17 protein-coding genes are annotated in these 18,798 nt (G+C 61.3%); 12 read left to right on the plus strand and 5 right to left on the minus strand.

Features of this window, described 5'->3' with window-relative positions:
• Positions 1-7: 7 nt before the first annotated feature.
• The 3 genes from AC27VU_RS27605 to AC27VU_RS27615 are packed head-to-tail and all read right to left on the minus strand — an operon-like array spanning position 8 to position 2,681.
• Complete coding sequence (locus AC27VU_RS27605; RefSeq protein WP_488725320.1) at positions 8-775, minus strand: heme ABC transporter ATP-binding protein; 768 nt, start codon at positions 773-775, stop codon at positions 8-10.
• Entirely contained in the window at positions 775-1,758 is a 984-nt protein-coding gene (locus tag AC27VU_RS27610; RefSeq protein ID WP_177325717.1) for a FecCD family ABC transporter permease, read from the minus strand. Before AC27VU_RS27610 ends, AC27VU_RS27605 begins: the two co-directional genes overlap by 1 nt.
• Positions 1,759-1,808: 50 nt before the next feature.
• On the minus strand, positions 1,809-2,681 hold the full coding sequence (locus AC27VU_RS27615; RefSeq protein WP_488725321.1) for a heme/hemin ABC transporter substrate-binding protein: 873 nt from the start codon (positions 2,679-2,681) through the stop codon (positions 1,809-1,811).
• 162 nt (positions 2,682-2,843) lie between these two features.
• On the opposite strand from AC27VU_RS27615, the gene AC27VU_RS27620 reads away from it, so the two are divergent.
• Positions 2,844-3,161 (plus strand): Rieske (2Fe-2S) protein, encoded by a 318-nt coding sequence (locus AC27VU_RS27620; RefSeq protein WP_027614091.1) that lies wholly within the window; start codon positions 2,844-2,846, stop codon positions 3,159-3,161.
• Here AC27VU_RS27620 and sfsA read toward each other — a convergent pair.
• Positions 3,158-3,871, minus strand: a complete 714-nt coding sequence (sfsA, locus tag AC27VU_RS27625; RefSeq protein WP_103367314.1) for a DNA/RNA nuclease SfsA — start codon at positions 3,869-3,871, stop codon at positions 3,158-3,160. The genes AC27VU_RS27620 and sfsA overlap by 4 nt on opposite strands.
• Positions 3,871-5,043, minus strand: coding sequence for a pyridoxal phosphate-dependent aminotransferase (locus AC27VU_RS27630; protein WP_003228248.1), 1,173 nt, complete (start codon positions 5,041-5,043; stop codon positions 3,871-3,873). Before AC27VU_RS27630 ends, sfsA begins: the two co-directional genes overlap by 1 nt.
• Positions 5,044-5,377: 334 nt before the next feature.
• On the opposite strand from AC27VU_RS27630, the gene dksA reads away from it, so the two are divergent.
• The 11 genes from dksA to pgi all read left to right on the plus strand — a co-directional run bounded on the left by dksA (position 5,378) and on the right by pgi (position 18,736).
• The gene (gene dksA, locus AC27VU_RS27635; protein WP_003228250.1) at positions 5,378-5,821 is read left to right on the plus strand and encodes an RNA polymerase-binding protein DksA; all 444 of its coding nucleotides are present in this window, start codon (positions 5,378-5,380) and stop codon (positions 5,819-5,821) included.
• A 211-nt stretch (positions 5,822-6,032) separates the two neighbouring features.
• Positions 6,033-6,929 carry a tRNA glutamyl-Q(34) synthetase GluQRS gene (gluQRS, locus tag AC27VU_RS27640; RefSeq protein WP_201136567.1) on the plus strand — a complete coding sequence of 299 codons (897 nt, stop codon included), beginning with the start codon at positions 6,033-6,035 and terminating at the stop codon, positions 6,927-6,929.
• Positions 6,930-7,006: 77 nt separating this feature from the next.
• Positions 7,007-7,183, plus strand: coding sequence for a hypothetical protein (locus tag AC27VU_RS27645; protein ID WP_003176118.1), 177 nt, complete (start codon positions 7,007-7,009; stop codon positions 7,181-7,183).
• The gene (locus AC27VU_RS27650) at positions 7,167-10,121 is read left to right on the plus strand and encodes a sensor histidine kinase (protein WP_003228254.1); all 2,955 of its coding nucleotides are present in this window, start codon (positions 7,167-7,169) and stop codon (positions 10,119-10,121) included. Before AC27VU_RS27645 ends, AC27VU_RS27650 begins: the two co-directional genes overlap by 17 nt.
• Positions 10,122-10,143: 22 nt before the next feature.
• The gene (locus AC27VU_RS27655; RefSeq protein WP_103484960.1) at positions 10,144-11,580 is read left to right on the plus strand and encodes a sigma-54-dependent transcriptional regulator; all 1,437 of its coding nucleotides are present in this window, start codon (positions 10,144-10,146) and stop codon (positions 11,578-11,580) included.
• Positions 11,581-12,315: 735 nt separating this feature from the next.
• Positions 12,316-13,716: a polynucleotide adenylyltransferase PcnB gene (locus tag AC27VU_RS27660; protein ID WP_003228258.1), complete on the plus strand. Its 1,401-nt coding sequence runs from the start codon at positions 12,316-12,318 to the stop codon at positions 13,714-13,716.
• A gap of 3 nt (positions 13,717-13,719) precedes the next feature.
• Positions 13,720-14,205, plus strand: coding sequence for a 2-amino-4-hydroxy-6-hydroxymethyldihydropteridine diphosphokinase (folK, locus tag AC27VU_RS27665; protein WP_488725322.1), 486 nt, complete (start codon positions 13,720-13,722; stop codon positions 14,203-14,205).
• Positions 14,206-14,604: 399 nt separating this feature from the next.
• Complete coding sequence (gene panB / locus AC27VU_RS27670) at positions 14,605-15,405, plus strand: 3-methyl-2-oxobutanoate hydroxymethyltransferase (RefSeq protein ID WP_003228263.1); 801 nt, start codon at positions 14,605-14,607, stop codon at positions 15,403-15,405.
• Positions 15,402-16,262, plus strand: a complete 861-nt coding sequence (gene panC / locus AC27VU_RS27675) for a pantoate--beta-alanine ligase (RefSeq protein ID WP_488725323.1) — start codon at positions 15,402-15,404, stop codon at positions 16,260-16,262. The genes panB and panC overlap by 4 nt, the downstream gene beginning before the upstream one ends.
• A 198-nt stretch (positions 16,263-16,460) precedes the next feature.
• Entirely contained in the window at positions 16,461-16,841 is a 381-nt protein-coding gene (gene panD / locus AC27VU_RS27680) for an aspartate 1-decarboxylase (protein WP_003228271.1), read from the plus strand.
• Positions 16,842-17,071: 230 nt separating this feature from the next.
• Complete coding sequence (pgi, locus tag AC27VU_RS27685) at positions 17,072-18,736, plus strand: glucose-6-phosphate isomerase (RefSeq protein ID WP_003228272.1); 1,665 nt, start codon at positions 17,072-17,074, stop codon at positions 18,734-18,736.
• The last annotated feature ends 62 nt before the right edge of the window (positions 18,737-18,798 follow it).

Below are 18,798 nucleotides of genomic sequence, written 5' to 3' on the forward strand. Positions count from 1 at the left end.
TGAGAAATCAGCGGGCGATGATCAGCGGATGCCCACGCTCCGGGTGCGGCTGCACCAATACCTCGAGACCGAACACAGCTTTGAGCGAGTCCGGTCGCAAGACTTGCTGCGGCGTATCCAGCGCCACCGGGCGCCCGCCTTCGAGCAGCAACACCCGATCACAATAGCGCGCCGCCAGATTCAGATCATGCAGGATGACCAGCACCGCCGCGCCACGATCGGCAAACTCGCGCACCGCCTGCAACGTGGTGTGTTGATGCAAGGGATCGAGCATCGAGGTCGGTTCATCCAGCAACAGGGTTTGCCCGGCCTGCCCAGGCCATAGCTGCGCCAGCACCCGCGCCAGATGTACACGCTGGCGCTCGCCGCCCGACAGCGCCAGATAACTGCGCCCGCTCAGATGCCCGGCATCTGCAGCGGCCAGCGCTGCCGCAACGATCTCGTCGTCGCGCGCCCGACCGCTTTGATAAGGCAGGCGGCCCATACCAACCACTTCTTCCACGCGGAAGGCAAAATCCAGCGTCGAGACCTGCGGCAACACCGCCAGACGCTGGGCGCGCTGCGTACCTGTCCAGTGACTCAGCGCCTTGTCATCGAGCAACACCTCGCCCTCATCCGCAGCCAGTTCACCGCACAACGCACCGAGCAAGGTACTTTTACCGGCACCGTTCGGCCCGAGCACACCCAGCACCTCACCGGGTTCAAGTTGCAGGGTGATGTCGCTGAGGACTGTCTTGCGCCCGCGACGGATATGCAGATTGTGCGCACGCAGCATCAGGCACGTCCTCGCAGCAGCAAATAGAGGAAGAACGGCGCACCGATAAACGCGGTGACAATACCGATCGGCAACTCCGCCGGCGCCAGCGCCAGCCGCGCCACCAGATCCGCCAGCAACAACAGGCTCGCCCCCGCCAACACTGATGCTGGCAGCAACACCCGGTGATCGGGCCCGGCCAATAAACGCACCAGATGCGGCACCACCAGCCCGACGAAGCCAATCATCCCCGCTGCTGCCACCGCTGCGCCAACACCCAACGCCGTGCAGAACACCAGTTCACGCTTGAGCCGTTCGACATCAATCCCCAGATGCCCGGCTTCGGACTCACCGAGCAACAGCGCATTCAGCGCTTTGGCACGACGCGGCAGCCACAACGCAACGCCGGTGCTGATGATCAGCAATGGCCACAGCCGCGCATAACTGGCGCCATTGAGGCTGCCCAGATTCCAGAAAGTCAGCGTGCGCAAGGTCGCATCATCCGCCAGATAGGTGAACAGCCCCACCGCCGAGCTTGCCAATGCCGTCAGGGCGATCCCGGCCAGCAGCATGGTCGCGACGTTGGTCTGGCCGTTGCGCCGTCCGAGCCGATAGACCAGCGCCGTCACGCCCAGGCCACCGAGAAACGCGCACGCCGACAACAGATACGGCCCGAACCACTCTGGTAAACCGCCAAAAAACGAACCGCCGACAATCGCAATCGCTGCGCCGAGTGCCGCACCGCTGGACACCCCGACCAGCCCGGGATCGGCCAACGGATTGCGAAACAAGCCCTGCATCGCCACGCCCGACAGCGCAAGCACGCCGCCGACGGCCAGGCCGAGCAAGGTACGCGGCAGACGGATCTGCCCGAGAATCAGCTCAGCCTGCTCCAGCCCGTCTGGCGCCAGCGGCACGCCGAGCATGCGCAAGGCCGCGCGCAACGTATCGAACAGCGGCAGGCTCACCGGCCCCAGCGCCAATGACAGCCAGATGGCCAGCAAACACAGGAGCGTCAGGCCGATAAACAGGCTTCGTGGTTTGACCAGCGTGGTCATTGGCCGCTCGCGATCGGGTAGAAACCGTCAGACAAATTCTTCAGTGCCGCCGGCAAACGTGGCCCAAGCCCGCCGACCAGCAGCGTCGGATCCAGCTCCAGCACCCGTCCGGCCTTGGCCGCACGGCTTGAATTGAGAATGGGGTTTTCCTTGAACAACGCCGCTTTTGCCGCCTCGCCGCTCAACGCGCGATCAGCAAACACCAGCACCTCAGGATCGAGCCCGGCCAGCGACTCCACGGAGAACGGCTTGTAACCGGTATGCGTCGCCAGGTTATGTCCGCCGGCCCGTTGCAGCATCCAGTCGGCGGCAGTGTCCTTGCCGGCAATCAACGGTTTACCGCCGGCATGCCCGATCAATACCAGCACACCGGGCGCCTTATGCCTGGCCTGCAAATCGGCGACTCGCGCTTTCTGCGCGGTGAGCTGCTGTTGATAGTTTTCCAGCAACTGCGCCGCCTGGACTTGCGCGCCCAGCAACTGTCCGAGATGCGTAACGTTTTTTTCCAGGGTCGGCAGATCAGGCTGCGCCGAGAACAGTTCGACCTGTACCTTGGCGCTCTTCACCTGAGCAATAACCGGCGGCGGGCCCATTTCTTCGGTACCGATGAGAATGTCCGGGCGCAGGCTGAGAATGCCTTCAGCCGAGAGGCTGCGTTGATAACCGATGCTTGGCAGCTGCTTCAGCGACTGCGGATGCTGGCTGGTGGTGTCGACCCCGACCAGTTTGGATTCGCCACCCAATGCACTCACCCACTCCGAAAGCGCCCCACCGGCGCTGACCCAACGCTGCGGCAAATCGGCAGCTGTCGCCTGAAGGCTGGCGAGCAGTCCGACACACAGCACAACAACGCGGGTAATCAGGCGCATACGCAGCTTTCCTTGAACAGTTTTCCCGGGCAGCGAACCGGCAGGCCAAGTATCCTTGGCGGCGGCTGCGCACAGTGGGCGAAGGCGGTCATTTGATAATTGTTTGCATTTAAACGTCAAGCTCGGACATTTCCTGAAACGAGCCGACACTTGAGGATAGCCATGAAGTTCTTGTGCGCCGGCGCCGATCTCGCTGAGGCCGGCAGCCGTGGGTTCGACATCGACGGCAACAAACTGTTTGCCGTGCGCCGCAATGGTCAGGCCTATGTTTATCTCAACCGTTGCCCGCATCGTGGTGTGGGCCTGGAATGGCATCCCGACCAGTTTCTCGACCCGAGCAACAGTCTGATCCAGTGCGCCACCCACGGCGCACTGTTTCTGATCGAGGACGGCGAATGCGTCGCCGGGCCTTGCGCCGGGCAATCCCTGACCGCCATCCCCTGCCGCGAAGATGCCCAAGGGTTGTGGATAGATGTTTAACCGTTGAGCAAAACGTCCAGCCGCCGGTCGATCACCATCTCTTCGTGGTTCAAACGCACGCCGTAGGCCAGCACCTCGACCCCGCACGCCACCGCTTCACGCAGGGCATCGGCGTAGGCCGAATCGATTTCCTCGGCCGGCCGCACCGCTTCAATCCCGCTGAGATTGACGCAGTACAACTGCACCGCACGAATACCGTCACGAGCCAGATGCGCCAGTTCACGCAGATGCTTGGCACCGCGCTGGGTGACCGCGTCGGGAAACGCCGCCACGTTGGTTCCATCGAAGCCTAACGTGACGCTTTTTACTTCCACGTAGGCCGGACCACTCGGGTATTCGAGGCGGAAATCGATGCGGCTCTTTTCCTGGCCATAAGCCACTTCACGCTTAAGCGCCGTGAAGCCGTTCAACTCGCTGATGACACCGGCCTGCAGCGCCTCTTCGACCAGCGCATTGGCGCGCCCGGTGTTCACACAGAACAGCCGCCCTTGCGGGGTTTCGCCGATTTCCCAGGTGCCGGGCAGCTTGCGTTTCGGATCGTTTGAGCGACTGAACCACACCTGCCCACCCTCGACCTGACAATTAAGCATCGAACCGGTGTTCGGGCAGTGCAGGGTCAACAACTCGCCATTGACCGTTTCAACATCCGCCAGAAAACGTTTGTAGCGGCGAATCAACCGTGCCTCTTCCAGAGCCGGATAAAAGCGCATCAGCCTTGCCAGCTCTTCAGGCCGCGTGCGATGCGCTCCACCGCTTCCTGTAAGCGAGGGAGGTTTTGCGTGTAAGCAAAACGCACATGGTGGCTGGCCTGATAACGGCCGAAATCCAGCCCCGGGGTGAAGGCAACGTGCTCGGTTTCGAGGAAATGTCGGCAGAACGCGAAGGCATCACCGCCGAACTGGCTGATATCGGCGTACAAGTAAAACGCACCTTCAGGCTCGACGGCGATGTTGAACCCCAACTCGCGCAACGCCGGCAGCAGGAAGTCGCGGCGGCGGCCAAATTCAGCGCGGCGCTCTTCGAGGATGGCGATAGTGTCCGGCTCGAAACAGGCCAGTGCGGCGTACTGCGCCATGCTCGGGGCGCTGATGTAGAGGTTCTGTGCGAGCTTTTCCAGCTCACTGACCGCCGCGTCCGGCGCCACCAGCCAGCCGAGACGCCAGCCGGTCATGCCGAAATACTTGGAAAAACTGTTGAGGACAAAGGCGCTGTCATCGACTTCCAGCACGCTGGCGGCATCGGTGCCGTAAGTCAGGCCGTGGTAGATCTCGTCCACCACCAGATGCCCGTGGCGCGCCTTGATCGCTGTGGATAACCCGGCCAGTTCATCGCGGGTCAGAATGGTACCGGTCGGGTTGGCCGGCGACGCCACCAACGCACCGACGCTGTCGTGATCCCAATGCCGCGCCACCAGATCCGGGGTCAGTTGGTAACGCACCTCCGGTCCGACCGGAACCAGTTGCGCCGCGCCTTCGACCAGACGCAGGAAGTGCCGGTTGCACGGGTAGCCCGGATCCGCCAGCAGCCAGTGTTTGCCCGGATCGACCAGCAAGGCACTGGCCAGCAATAGCGCACCGGAGCCACCCGGGGTGATCAGGATCCGCCGCGGATCGATATTCAGGCCGTAACGCGATTGATAGAACCCGGAAATCGCCTCGCGCAGCTCGGGAATGCCGCGCGCGGCGGTGTAGCGCGTCTTGCCCGCCGTCAGCGCCGCTTGCCCGGCACGGATGATCGGCTCGGCCGTGGTGAAGTCCGGCTCGCCGATTTCCAGGTGGATCACGTCGTGACCTTCGGCCTGCAGTTCGTTGGCCCGCGCCAGCAGCGCCATCACATGGAACGGTTCGATCGCACGACTGCGCGCACTGTAGGGCTGAGCCATTGGCCTTCCTTCGACGGGGAAAAAGAAACGATTCTACCCATCTGCCGGAACGAGCGAGAACCCATCGCGGTCACAGCCTCAAGAACGCTGGACTGTAACGATATGAGCGTACGCTCCAGGATTGACTAAAATCAGTGATTGAACAGGCTTTCAACAGCGCCAGACACGGCTTGCCAAACATCTGCAAGCGCCACCCGCCGGGGCCTCGACATCCGGGAGTAGCGCGGGCCGAATTGATCTGGTAAGTTCGCCCGCTTGCAGCCGCAGGGCCGGCAGGTGTCGGTGATGGAGCAATCCTGCGCAATGGATTACAAGAGTAGAGGCGGTCCATTTCATGCCCACCCAAGCAAAGCAACAGCAGCAAGCGACGATCAGCGGCTTCGAACCTTACGTTCCGAAGGCCGGCGAAGAGTACATGGGCGCCCCCATGCGCGCGCACTTCACCAAGATCCTGAACAAGTGGAAGCAGGACTTGATGCAGGAAGTCGACCGTACTGTTGATCACATGAAAGACGAAGCGGCCAACTTCCCTGACCCGGCCGACCGTGCCAGCCAGGAAGAAGAATTCGCCCTTGAGCTGCGCGCCCGCGACCGCGAGCGCAAGTTGATCAAGAAGATCGACAAGACCCTCGAACTGATCCAGGACGAAGAGTACGGCTGGTGTGAATCCTGCGGCATCGAGATCGGCGTCAAGCGCCTTGAAGCCCGTCCTACCGCCGATCTGTGCATCGACTGCAAGACCCTGGCGGAAATCAAGGAAAAGCAGGTCGGCAAGTAATCTAGACCTGAACGAAAAACGGAGCGTGCGAACGCTCCGTTTTTGTTTCTGCCTTTTGCCTTTGCCCTTTTGCCTTGCTTTTGTGGGAGGGGGCTTGCTCCCGAATGCGGCCGGCCATTCAACATCCAGGCTGTCTGAACTGACGCTTTCGCGAGCAAGCCCGCTCCCACAGGGGTAATCTGCGCGAATCCTGAAAAGTTATATTGTCCACATGACTGCCAAAACCGCCCCCGCCTACATCGGCCGCTTCGCCCCGACCCCCAGTGGCCACCTGCACTTCGGCTCGCTGGTCGCTGCCCTCGCCTCTTACCTCGACGCGCGCGCGGTCGGCGGGCGCTGGCTGGTGCGCATGGAGGATCTCGATCCGCCCCGGGAGGAACCCGGCGCGCAGGCGGCGATTCTCAAGGCGCTGGAAAGCTACGGTTTCGAATGGGACGGCGAGATGGTGCGCCAGAGTGATCGGCACGACGCCTACGCCGAAGTTCTCAACAGTCTGTTCAACCACGGCCTGGCCTACGCCTGCACCTGTTCGCGCAAACAGCTGGAGCCGTACCACGGCATTTATCCGGGCTTGTGCCGCAATGCCGGCCATGACCAGCAAGAGGCGGCGATCCGCCTGCGCGTGCCGGAGCTGGAATACCACTTCATCGACCGCGTGCAGGGCGAGTTTCGCCAGCATCTGGGGCGCGAAGTCGGCGATTTCGTGATTCGCCGCCGCGATGGCCTCTACGCCTATCAACTGGCCGTGGTGCTGGATGACGCCTGGCAAGGCATCACCGACATCGTGCGTGGCGCCGACCTGCTCGACTCCACGCCGCGCCAGCTCTACCTGCAAGAACTGCTGGGCCTGCGCCAGCCGCGCTATCTGCACCTGCCATTGATCACGCAGCCGGACGGCAACAAGCTCGGCAAATCCTACCGTTCGCCGCCGCTTGAGGCCGATCAAGCCACCCCGCTGTTGCTGCGGGCCCTGCGTGCGCTGGGGCAAAACCCAGGTGCCGAGCTTGAATACGCCTCACCGCAGGAATTGCTCAACTGGGGAGCAGCCCACTGGGATGCATCGAAGATCCCGCGCACACTGACCCTGCCCGAAGCGCAACTGCAATGACGACACTTGCAGTCGCGCCGCCATCCGTTACCATCGCCGCACGTTTTCGGGCACGCGCATAAAAAAGAGAGGCCGGGATGTACATCTATCGCTTGGTCCTGCTTCTGGTCGTGGGAATCTATCTGTTTTCGCCAGCCATCATGGATTGGTGGATCGACGCCACGGGCGCCTGGTATCGGCCGTATCTGCTCTGGTTGATCCTGATTGTCGTGACCTTCATCCTGCAGAGCCAAAAAGATGCCGATGAGCTTTAGCCTGACCCAGATGATCCTGATCAGTGCCGCGTACCTGGCGGTGCTGTTCGGCGTTGCCTGGATCAGTGAACGGGGCATGATCCCGCGGGCGATCATTCGCCACCCGTTGACCTACACCCTGTCGCTGGGGGTCTATGCCAGTGCCTGGGCGTTTTATGGCACGGTGGGGCTGGCCTATCAGTACGGCTACGGCTTTCTCTCCAGTTATCTCGGGGTGTCCGGCGCGTTTCTGCTGGCACCGGTGCTGCTGTATCCGATCCTGAAAATCACCCGCACCTATCAACTGTCGTCGCTGGCGGACCTGTTCGCTTTCCGCTTTCGCAGCACCTGGGCCGGCGCGCTGACCACGATCTTCATGCTGATCGGCGTACTGCCGTTGCTGGCGTTGCAGATTCAGGCGGTGGCCGACTCCATCGGCATCCTCACCGGCGAGCCGATCCAGAGCCGCGTCGCGCTGGCGTTCTGTGCGCTGATCATTCTGTTCACGATTTTCTTCGGCTCCCGGCATATCGCCACCCGCGAGAAACACGAAGGGCTGGTGTTCGCGATTGCCTTCGAATCGGTGATCAAACTGATCGCCCTCGGCGGCGTCGGCCTGTATGCGTTGTACGGCGTGTTCGACGGCCCACAACAGCTTGAGCTGTGGCTGCTGCAAAACCAGACCGCCCTCGCCGCGTTGCACACGCCGCTGCAGGAAGGACCGTGGCGCACGCTGTTGCTGGTGTTCTTCGCCTCGGCGATCGTGATGCCGCACATGTATCACATGACCTTCACCGAAAACCTCAATCCGCGTTCGCTGGTCAGTGCCAGCTGGGGCCTGCCGCTGTTCCTGTTGCTGATGAGCCTGGCGGTGCCGCTGATTCTCTGGGCCGGCCTGAAGCTCGGCGCCACCACCGATCCGGAATATTTCACCCTCGGCATCGGCATTGCCGCCAACAGCAAACCACTGGCCCTGCTGGCGTACGTCGGCGGATTATCGGCGGCCAGTGGCCTGATCATCGTCACCACGCTGGCGCTGTCGGGCATGGCGCTGAACCACCTGGTGCTGCCGCTGTACCAGCCGCCGGCCGAGGGCAATATCTACCGCTGGCTGAAGTGGACCCGCCGGGCGCTGATCGTGGCGATCATCATGGCCGGTTTCTGCTTTTATCTGATGCTCGGCGCCGGGCAGGACCTGGCCAACCTCGGCATCGTCGCCTTCGTCGCAACCCTGCAATTCCTGCCCGGCGTGCTCTCGGTGTTGTACTGGCCGACCGCCAACCGGCGCGGCTTTATCGCCGGTCTGATGGCGGGGATTCTGGTGTGGGTGGTGACCATGCTGTTGCCGTTGGTCGGCAATCTGCAGGGTTTCTACATTCCGCTGCTGAATATGATCTACGTGCTGGACGACACCAGTTGGCACATGGCGGCCATCGCCTCGCTGGCGGCCAACGTGCTGATGTTCACCCTGATCTCGCTGTTCACCAACGCCAGCCCGGAAGAAGCCAGCGCCGCCGAAGCCTGCGCGGTGGATAACGTGCGTCGCCCGCAACGCCGCGAACTGCACGCCGCCTCGCCCCAGGAGTTCGCCACGCAACTGGCGAAACCGCTGGGCGCCAAGGCGGCGCAGAAAGAAGTCGAGCAAGCCCTGCGCGACCTCTATCTGCCGTTCGACGAACGCCGACCTTATGCCTTGCGCCGCTTGCGCGACCGTATCGAAGCCAACCTCTCCGGCCTGATGGGGCCGAGCGTGGCGCAGGACATGGTCGAAACCTTCCTGCCGTACAAGGCTGGCGGCGAGAACTATGTAACCGAAGACATCCACTTCATCGAAAGCCGCCTCGAGGACTACCACTCGCGCCTCACCGGGCTGGCCGCCGAACTCGACGCCCTGCGCCGCTACCATCGCCAGACCCTGCAGGAGCTGCCGATGGGCGTCTGCTCGCTGGCCAAGGATCAAGAGATCCTGATGTGGAACAAGGCCATGGAAGAACTCACCGGCATCGCCGCGCAACGGGTGGTCGGCTCGCGCCTGAGCACCATCGCCGATCCGTGGAAGCAACTGCTGCAAGGCTTCATCAACCTGCCCGACGAACACTTGCACAAACAGCACCTGGCCCTCGACGGCCAGACCCGCTGGCTCAATCTGCACAAAGCCGCGATCGATGAACCGTTGGCCCCGGGCAACAGCGGCCTGGTGCTGTTGGTGGAAGACCTGACCGAAACGCAGATGCTCGAAGACAAACTGGTGCACTCCGAACGTCTGGCGAGCATCGGTCGACTGGCGGCAGGTGTGGCCCATGAAATCGGCAACCCGATCACCGGCATCGCCTGTCTGGCGCAGAACCTGCGCGAAGAGCGTGAAGAAGACGGCGAGCTGACGGAAATCAGCGGGCAGATCCTCGAACAGACCAAGCGTGTGTCGCGCATCGTGCAGTCGCTGATGAGCTTCGCCCACGCTGGCAGCCACCAGCACAGCGACGAACCGGTGTGTCTGGCCGAAGTCGCGCAGGATGCGATTGGCCTGCTGGCGCTGAACCGGCGCAACTTCGAAGTGCAGTTCTACAACCTGTGCGACCCCGATCACTGGGTCGAAGGCGATCCGCAGCGGCTCGCCCAGGTGCTGATCAATCTGCTCTCCAACGCCCGTGACGCTTCGCCTGCGGGCAGCGCGGTGCGGGTCAAGAGTGAAGCCGGCGAGCACACGGTCGATCTGATCGTCGAGGACGAAGGCAGTGGTATTCCGCAGAACATCATGGACCGATTGTTCGAACCTTTCTTCACCACCAAGGATCCTGGCGAAGGCACCGGTCTGGGCCTTGCACTGGTCTATTCCATCGTTGAAGAGCATTATGGACAAATCACCATCGACAGCCCGGCTGATGTACAAAGCCAGCGCGGCACCCGTATCCGGGTGACCTTACCGCGTCATGTCGAAGCGACGTCCGCTGTGAACTGAGACCGTCGAGAGTATCGAATCAATGCCGCACATTTTGATCGTCGAAGACGAAACCATTATCCGCTCCGCCTTGCGCCGCCTGCTGGAACGCAACCAGTATCAGGTCAGCGAAGCCGGTTCTGTGCAGGAAGCACAAGAACGCTTCAGTATTCCCACATTCGATCTGATCGTCAGCGACCTGCGCCTGCCTGGCGCCCCCGGTACCGAGCTGATCAAGCTTGGCCAGGGCAAACCGGTGCTGATCATGACCAGCTACGCCAGCCTGCGCTCGGCGGTCGACTCGATGAAGATGGGCGCGGTGGACTACATCGCCAAGCCTTTCGATCACGATGAAATGCTCCAGGCCGTCGCGCGGATCCTGCGTGATCACCAGTCGGCGCCTGCCGCCGGCGAAGCCGTTGTCGGCAAACCGGCCAATGGCAGCAGCAAGTCCGCCGTCGATAACAGCAACGGTGAAATCGGCATCATCGGTTCGTGCCCGCCGATGCAGGATCTGTACAGCAAGATCCGCAAGGTCGCGCCAACTGATTCCAATGTATTGATTCAGGGCGAGTCCGGTACCGGTAAGGAACTGGTGGCCCGCGCCCTGCACAATCTGTCCAAGCGCGCCAAGGCACCGATGATTTCGGTGAACTGCGCAGCCATTCCGGAAAGCCTGATCGAGTCCGAACTGTTCGGCCACGAAAAAGGCGCGTTCACTGGCGCCAGCGCCGGGCGCGCCGGTCTGGTGGAAGCGGCGGACGGCGGCACGCTGTTCCTCGACGAGATCGGCGAACTGCCGCTGGAAGCCCAGGCCCGCCTGCTGCGCGTGCTGCAGGAAGGCGAGATTCGCCGTGTGGGTTCGGTGCAGTCGCAAAAAGTCGATGTGCGCTTGATCGCCGCGACCCACCGCGACCTCAAGAGCCTGGCGAAAATCGGCCAGTTCCGTGAAGACCTGTATTACCGCCTGCACGTGATTGCCCTGAAATTGCCGGCTCTGCGCGAACGTGGCGCCGACGTCAACGAAATCGCCACGGCGTTCCTCGCTCGCCAGAGTGCGCGCATCAACCGTACCGACCTGAAATTTGCCGCCGATGCCGAACAGGCCATCCGGCATTATTCCTGGCCAGGTAACGTGCGCGAGCTGGAAAACGCGGTCGAGCGCGCGGTGATTCTGAGCGAAAGCCCGGAAATCTCTGCCGACCTGCTGGGCATCGACATCGAGCTGAGCGACCTGGAAGACGACGAGTTCATCGGCTTGCCCGCACAAACCGCGGGTAACACCAGCAACAGTAGCCATGAGCCGACGGAAGACCTGTCACTGGAAGACTACTTCCAGCACTTCGTTCTCGAGCATCAGGACCACATGACCGAGACCGAACTGGCGCGCAAACTGGGCGTCAGCCGCAAGTGCCTGTGGGAACGCCGCCAGCGCCTGGGTATTCCACGGCGCAAGACCGGGGTCACCAGCGAGAGCTGAACGTTACCTGTCGAGTGTGCGGGTAACGCTTGAGGATGTGAAAAAACTGTTACCTCAGTCCTTTCACGTAACAGAAGCCGGGGTTATCGGTAACGAAACCCCGGCTTTTTTTCGCCCCGAGAAAACCGTTATATCGACCTAACCCCTTGTTTTATTGGGCTTCGCAAAAGTTGGCACGGCACCTGCTATATGTTTGGTACAAGAACAATAACAAGCAATGCACAAGACAATAAAAATAAGACGAATCGACTCACGCACAATAAAAACAAGACGGCGAGAGGCGCAGCTAACTGATTCTTTTGGAGAGGCGTTGTATTTGGGGCTAGCCCCACGACCAGGCCGAGAACAACAAAAACTGTCCTAAGACAGAGCCTGTACTGGTTGGATCGCAAGATCACTGCAACACAGCGACCAAAGCAATCCGTTTGCTCTTGGCTCCCGATTGGGAGGGTCATGAAGGAACAGCTTCATGGCGAGGGCACTCAACAAAAACAAGAAGCCCGAATCAATAATAAAAAGAGCACGCAACTACTTCTGGGGGAGCTTCGGCTCCCCTTGTAGTTTCTGTGTTTCGGCAAATCCCCCCCGTTCCTACCCTGCTCGATGCCTGTAGCCTGCGGCTTGCAGCGCAAATCTTCTGCGTCCTACACCATCCCCCGACTAAATGCTAGAATCTGCGCCCATCATGCGGTCATTCTTTGGTATGGCCGAACATTCCTTCAAACAGTGCATCCCATGCTGAAGAAGCTGTTCCAGTCATTCCGGTCTCCCGTGCGTCGTACGCAACACATCCGCAGCACCCCTGAAGTGCTTAACAGCGGCCAACACTCGCTGCAAAAAGGGCAATTCAGCCGCTATGCGGTCAATATCGTCGAACGCTTGCAGGGCGCCGGCTACCAGGCCTATCTGGTCGGTGGTTGCGTGCGTGACATGCTGTTGGGCATCACGCCCAAGGACTTCGACGTCGCCACCAGTGCCACCCCCGAGCAAGTCCGTGCCGAATTCCGCAATGCGCGGATCATCGGTCGCCGCTTCAAACTGGTGCATATCCATTTCGGTCGCGAAATCATCGAAGTCGCGACCTTCCGCGCCAATCACCCGGTCAATGAAGATGACGAAGACAGCAACCAGTCTTCGCGCAACGAGAGCGGGCGGATTCTGCGCGACAACGTTTACGGCACCCTGGAAGAAGACGCGCAACGCCGCGACTTCACCATCAACGCCCTGTATTACGATCCGGTCAGCGAGCGCATTCTCGATTACGCCAACGGCGTACACGACATCCGCAATCACCTGATCCGTCTGATCGGCGATCCGAAGCAGCGTTACCAGGAAGACCCGGTGCGCATGCTGCGAGCCGTACGTTTCGCCGCCAAGCTCAATTTCGGCATCGAGAAGCACACCGTGCAGCCGATCCGCGAACTGGCGCCGATGCTGCGCGAGATCCCGTCGGCCCGTCTGTTCGAGGAAGTGCTCAAGCTGTTCCTCTCCGGCCATGGCGCGATCACTTTCGAGATGCTGGTCGATCTGCAACTGTTCGCCCCGCTGTTCCCGGCCAGTGCCGACGCACTCGAGCACAACCCGGAATACACCCACACGCTGATCAGCGAAGCGCTGACCAACACCGACCTGCGCATCAAGCAGAACAAACCGGTGACCCCGGCGTTCCTGTTTGCCGCCCTGCTGTGGCCTGCCCTGCCGGCCCGCGTGTTGCGTCTGCAGGAACGTGGCATGCCGCCGATTCCGGCGATGCAGGAAGGTGCGCACGAACTGATCGCCGAACAGTGCCAGCGCATCGCCATTCCGAAGCGTTTCACCATGCCGATCCGCGAGATCTGGGACATGCAGGAACGCCTGCCACGCCGCAGCGGCAAACGCGCCGACCTGCTGCTGGACAATCCACGCTTCCGCGCCGGTTACGACTTCCTGCTGCTGCGTGAAAGCGCTGGCGAGCAGACTGACGGTCTCGGCGAATGGTGGACGGATTATCAGGACGCCAACGACAGCGAACGTCGCGACATGATCCGCGACCTCAGCGGCAAGGGTGATGACGCCAGCGGCGCGCCGCGCAAACGTCGTCGCAGCAGCGGTTCCAAGCGCAAGCGCGCCGGGGCTCCGAGCGCATCGGGCGAATAAGGCATGGAACGCATCTATATCGGCCTGGGCAGCAACCTCGCTGACCCGGCCGAACAATTGCGCAGCGCGCTAAACGCGCTGGGGCAGTTGCCACAGACAGCCCTCGCTGGCGTCTCGGCGTTCTATCAGAGCGATTCACTGCTGCCGGGGCAACCGCGTTACACCAACGCGGTCGCTGCCCTCGACAGTGACCTCGCGCCGCTGGATCTGCTCGATGCGCTGCAAGCCATCGAGAACGATCAGGGCCGCGAGCGACTGGAACGCTGGGGGCCGCGCACGCTGGATCTGGATATCCTGTTGTTCGGCGATTGCCTGATCGACGAGCCACGGCTGAAAGTCCCGCACTATCAGATTCAGGAACGAGCGTTCGTTCTGTATCCCCTGGCCGAACTGGCGCCTGAAGATCTGCGCCTGGCCGATGGCCGCGCGCTGTCCGATCTGCTCGCCGCCTGCCCGTTCGTCGGCCTTGAACGCCTCTCCCACGCCTGAAAATAGTCCCCCCTGTGGGAGCGGGCTTGCTCGCGAAAGCGTCGAGTCAGTCACTCAATCAGTCAACTGACACAGCGCTTTCGCGAGCAAGCCCGCTCCCACATTGAGTATTCCAAATCTGATTTTTTGTCGGACAAAAACCCCGTCCATCAACCCTGCCGCACCGCTGAATCGCATCAGTAACGCCGGTAACACTCCCCTCGTAACAATGCGGTAACACACGCAATTGACTTCCGCTTGGCTCCTCACGACTATAGGCGTCCCGCTGCCGCCAACCCGGCACATACGGGCGCAATCCAGGCCTTATAAGCACGACAAAAGACCGTGCGCCTGAGTAGACGAAGAATCACGCGCGTTACTCGCAGTAGTTTCCAGAGCGCCTGAACGAGGATTTTTTACATGCCAGCCATCACCCTGACCACGCTCCAGAGCCTCAAGCAGAAAGGTGAAAAGATCACCATGCTGACCTGCTATGACGCGACCTTCGCCCACGCCTGCAACGAGGCCGGTGTCGAAGTGCTGCTGGTGGGCGACTCCCTCGGCATGGTTCTGCAAGGTCACGACAGCACCCTGCCGGTGACCATCGCAGAAATGGCCTACCACACCGCCTGCGTCAAACGCGGCAACACCGACGCCCTGATCCTGGCCGACCTGCCGTTCATGGCCAACGCCACTATTGAGCAAACCCTGACCAACAGCGCCATGCTGATGCAGGCCGGCGCGCACATGATCAAGGTCGAAGGTGCGCTGTGGCTGGCGGAGTCGATCCGCCTGCTGGCCGAACGCGGTGTGCCGGTCTGCGCGCACATGGGCCTGACCCCACAGGCCGTGAACATTCTTGGCGGCTATAAAGTGCAGGGCCGCAACGAGAACCAGGCGCGGCAGATGCGTGCCGACGCGATCTCGCTGGAGCAGGCTGGCGCAGCCATGCTGCTGCTCGAATGCGTGCCGAGCGAACTGGCTGCGGAAATCAGCCAGGCCGTGAAGATTCCGGTCATCGGCATCGGCGCCGGTAGCGATACCGACGGCCAGGTACTGGTGCTGCACGACATGCTCGGCCTGTCGATCACCGGCCGCGTGCCGAAATTCGTGAAGAACTTCATGAACGGCCAAGACAGCATCCAGTCAGCATTGAAGGCTTATGTTAATGAAGTCAAAGCCGTCACGTTCCCTGGCATCGAACACGGATTCTCTGCATGAACACCGTTAAAACCGTACGCGAACTGCGCGCCGCCGTGGCCCGCGCCCGCAGTGAAGGCAAGCGCATCGGCTTCGTGCCGACCATGGGCAACCTGCACAGCGGCCATGTCGCGCTGATCACCAAAGCCACCCAGCGCGTGGACTTCGTGGTTGCGAGCATTTTCGTCAACCCGCTGCAGTTCGGCGCCGGCGAAGACCTCGACAAGTACCCGCGCACCCTGGCGGCGGATCAGGAAAAGCTGCTGCAAGCCGGCTGCCACTTGCTGTTCGCCCCGACCGTCGAAGAGATGTACCCCGACGGCATGGCCGGGCAGACCCGGGTCAGCGTGCCGCAACTGTCTGAAGGCCTGTGCGGCGCTAGCCGTCCGGGGCACTTCGAGGGTGTGGCGACGGTGGTCAGCAAGCTGTTCAACATGGTTCAACCGGATCTGGCGATCTTCGGCCAGAAGGACTTCCAGCAGCTGGCGGTGATCCGCGCGCTGGTGCATGACCTGAACATGCCCATCCAGATCATCGGTGAACCGACCGTGCGTGCGGCCGACGGCCTGGCGCTGTCGTCGCGCAACGGTTTCCTCAGCGAAGATCAACGTGCCGTGGCCCCGGTGGTCTATCGCACCCTGAGCGCGATTGCCGAGTCGATCAAGCACGGTGAGCGTGACTACCCGGCGCTGATCGCTACGCAGGTGCAACAGCTGGAAGCCGCAGGCCTGCGTCCGGATTACCTGGAAATCCGCCACGCCCTGACCTTGCGTCCGGCTACGGCAGAGGACCGCGATCTGGTGATTCTGGTGGCCGCGTTCCTCGGCACCACGCGGTTGATCGACAACCTGCACCTGAACCTCGATACCCCAGTCTAAAAACACCGCAATACCCCTGTGGGAGCGGGCTTGCTCGCGAATGCGGTGCATCATTCAGCAGATAGGTTGACTGACACACCGCATTCGCGAGCAAGCCCGCTCCCACATTGGTTTCTGGTGTCCACACAGACCATATTGCCGCCCCCAATGCCTTCGGGCACACTGCCCGCCGTTTGCTTCCAACCCGGGAAATCCCTCATGCACGCCATCATGCTCAAGGCCAAGTTGCACCGCGCCGAAGTCACTCATGCGGTACTCGATTACGAAGGTTCCTGCGCCATTGATGGCGAGTGGCTGGACTTGTCCGGCATCCGTGAGTACGAGCAGATCCAGATCTATAACGTCGACAATGGCGAGCGCTTCACCACCTACGCGATTCGTGGCGAAGAAGGTTCGCGGATGATTTCGGTCAATGGCGCAGCCGCGCATAAAGCCAAGGTCGGCGACCGCGTGATCATTTGCGCCTACGCCCATTACAGCGAAGCGGAACTGCTGAATTTCAAGCCGCGCATGCTGTACATGGCACCGGGCAATGAGCTCAGCCACACCAGCAACGCCATTCCGGTTCAGGTGGCCTGAGCCGCTTCGACGCGCCACTCCCCTTCCGTTGGTCGGCTTGTTCCCGGTATTGATGTTAAAAAAGTACAGGGAACAGGTCAGAAGAAGTCAAGACAGATCGCAGCGTGAGGTTTACTGTATTCGCCCTGCGTTGAAAAATCGTGTCGACGCATTTGACCCTCGCCCAAACATGGCGTATCGGTCTGTTCTGTGTTCAAAAGGCCGTTCAAGTAAAAAGGAAAACCGCAGCGATGGCGTACTACCGCACTCCTCATGACGTTACCGCTCTGCCTGCCTGGCAGGCGTTGAAAGATCACCGCCAAGCCATGCAGGATTTCAGCATGCGCGAAGCCTTCAACGCCGATCCGCAGCGCTTCAATCAATTCACGCTCAGCAGCTGCGGACTGTTTCTCGATTATTCGAAGAACCTGATCAACGCCGAGACCCGCAACCTGCTGGTGGGCCTGGCCAATGAAGTCGATCTGAAAGGCGCGATCAAAGCGCTGTTCGACGGCGAAATCGTCAACGCCTCCGAAGGCCGCCCGGCGCTGCACACCGCCCTGCGCCGTCCGGTCGGCGACAAGCTGTCGGTTAACGGCGTCAACGTGATGCCGGAAGTGCACAAGGTGCTGAACCAGATCACGGATCTGGTCGGCCGCATCCACGACGGCCTGTGGCGTGGTTACACCGAGAAGCCGATCACGGACGTGGTCAACATCGGCATCGGTGGTTCGTTCCTCGGCCCGGAGCTGGTCTCCGAAGCGCTGCTGTCCTACGCGCAGAAGGGCGTACGTTGCCACTATCTGGCGAACATCGACGGCAGTGAGTTCCACGAGCTGACGCAAAAACTGCGCGCCGAAACCACGCTGTTCATCGTTTCGTCGAAGTCCTTCAACACCCTCGAAACCCTGAAGAACGCTCAGGCCGCACGCGCCTGGTATCTGGCTCAGGGTGGTTCGGAAGCCGAGCTGTATCGCCACTTCATCGCGGTGTCGAGCAACAACGCTGCTGCAGTCGCGTTCGGTATCCGTGAAGAAAACATCTTCCCGATGTGGGACTGGGTCGGCGGTCGTTACTCGCTGTGGTCGGCCATCGGTCTGCCGATTGCCCTGGCCATCGGCATGTCCAACTTCAAGGAACTGCTGTCCGGTGCCTACACCATGGACCAGCATTTCCAGAGCGCACCGTTCGAGCAGAACATGCCGGTACTGCTGGCCCTGCTCGGCGTGTGGTATGGCAACTTCTGGGGCGCGCAAAGCCACGCGATCCTGCCGTACGACCACTACCTGCGCAACATCACCAAGCACTTGCAACAGCTGGACATGGAATCCAACGGCAAGAGCGTGCGTCAGGACGGCACCTCGGTGTCGACCGATACCGGCCCGGTGATCTGGGGTGGCGTCGGCTGCAACGGTCAGCACGCCTATCACCAGTTGCTGCACCAGGGCACCCAACTGATCCCGGCCGATTTCATCGTGCCGATCGTCAGCTTCAACCCGGTCTCCGACCACCATCAGTGGCTGTACGCCAACTGCCTGTCGCAAAGCCAGGCGCTGATGCTCGGCAAGACCCTGCCGGAAGCCGAGGCCGAACTGCGCGACAAAGGCATGAGCGAAGAACAGGTGCACAAACTCGCACCGCACAAGGTGATCCCGGGCAACCGCCCGAGCAACACCATCGTGGTCGAGCGCATCAGCCCGCGTCGTCTGGGTGCGCTGGTCGCCATGTATGAACACAAAGTGTTCGTGCAGAGCGTGGTCTGGGGCATCAACGCCTTCGACCAGTGGGGCGTGGAACTGGGCAAGGAACTGGGCAAAGGCGTTTACAACCGTCTGGTCGGCAGCGATGAAACCACCGCTGACGATGCTTCTACCCAGGGTCTGATCAACTACTTCCGCGGTCGTCACCGCGGGTGATTTGATAGCGCGGCTCACAGGTTTCGGTTCCGCGGATCCTGTGGGCAAAAAATCCCTTGTAG

The organism is Pseudomonas sp. 14P5.3.2 (assembly GCF_057799175.1).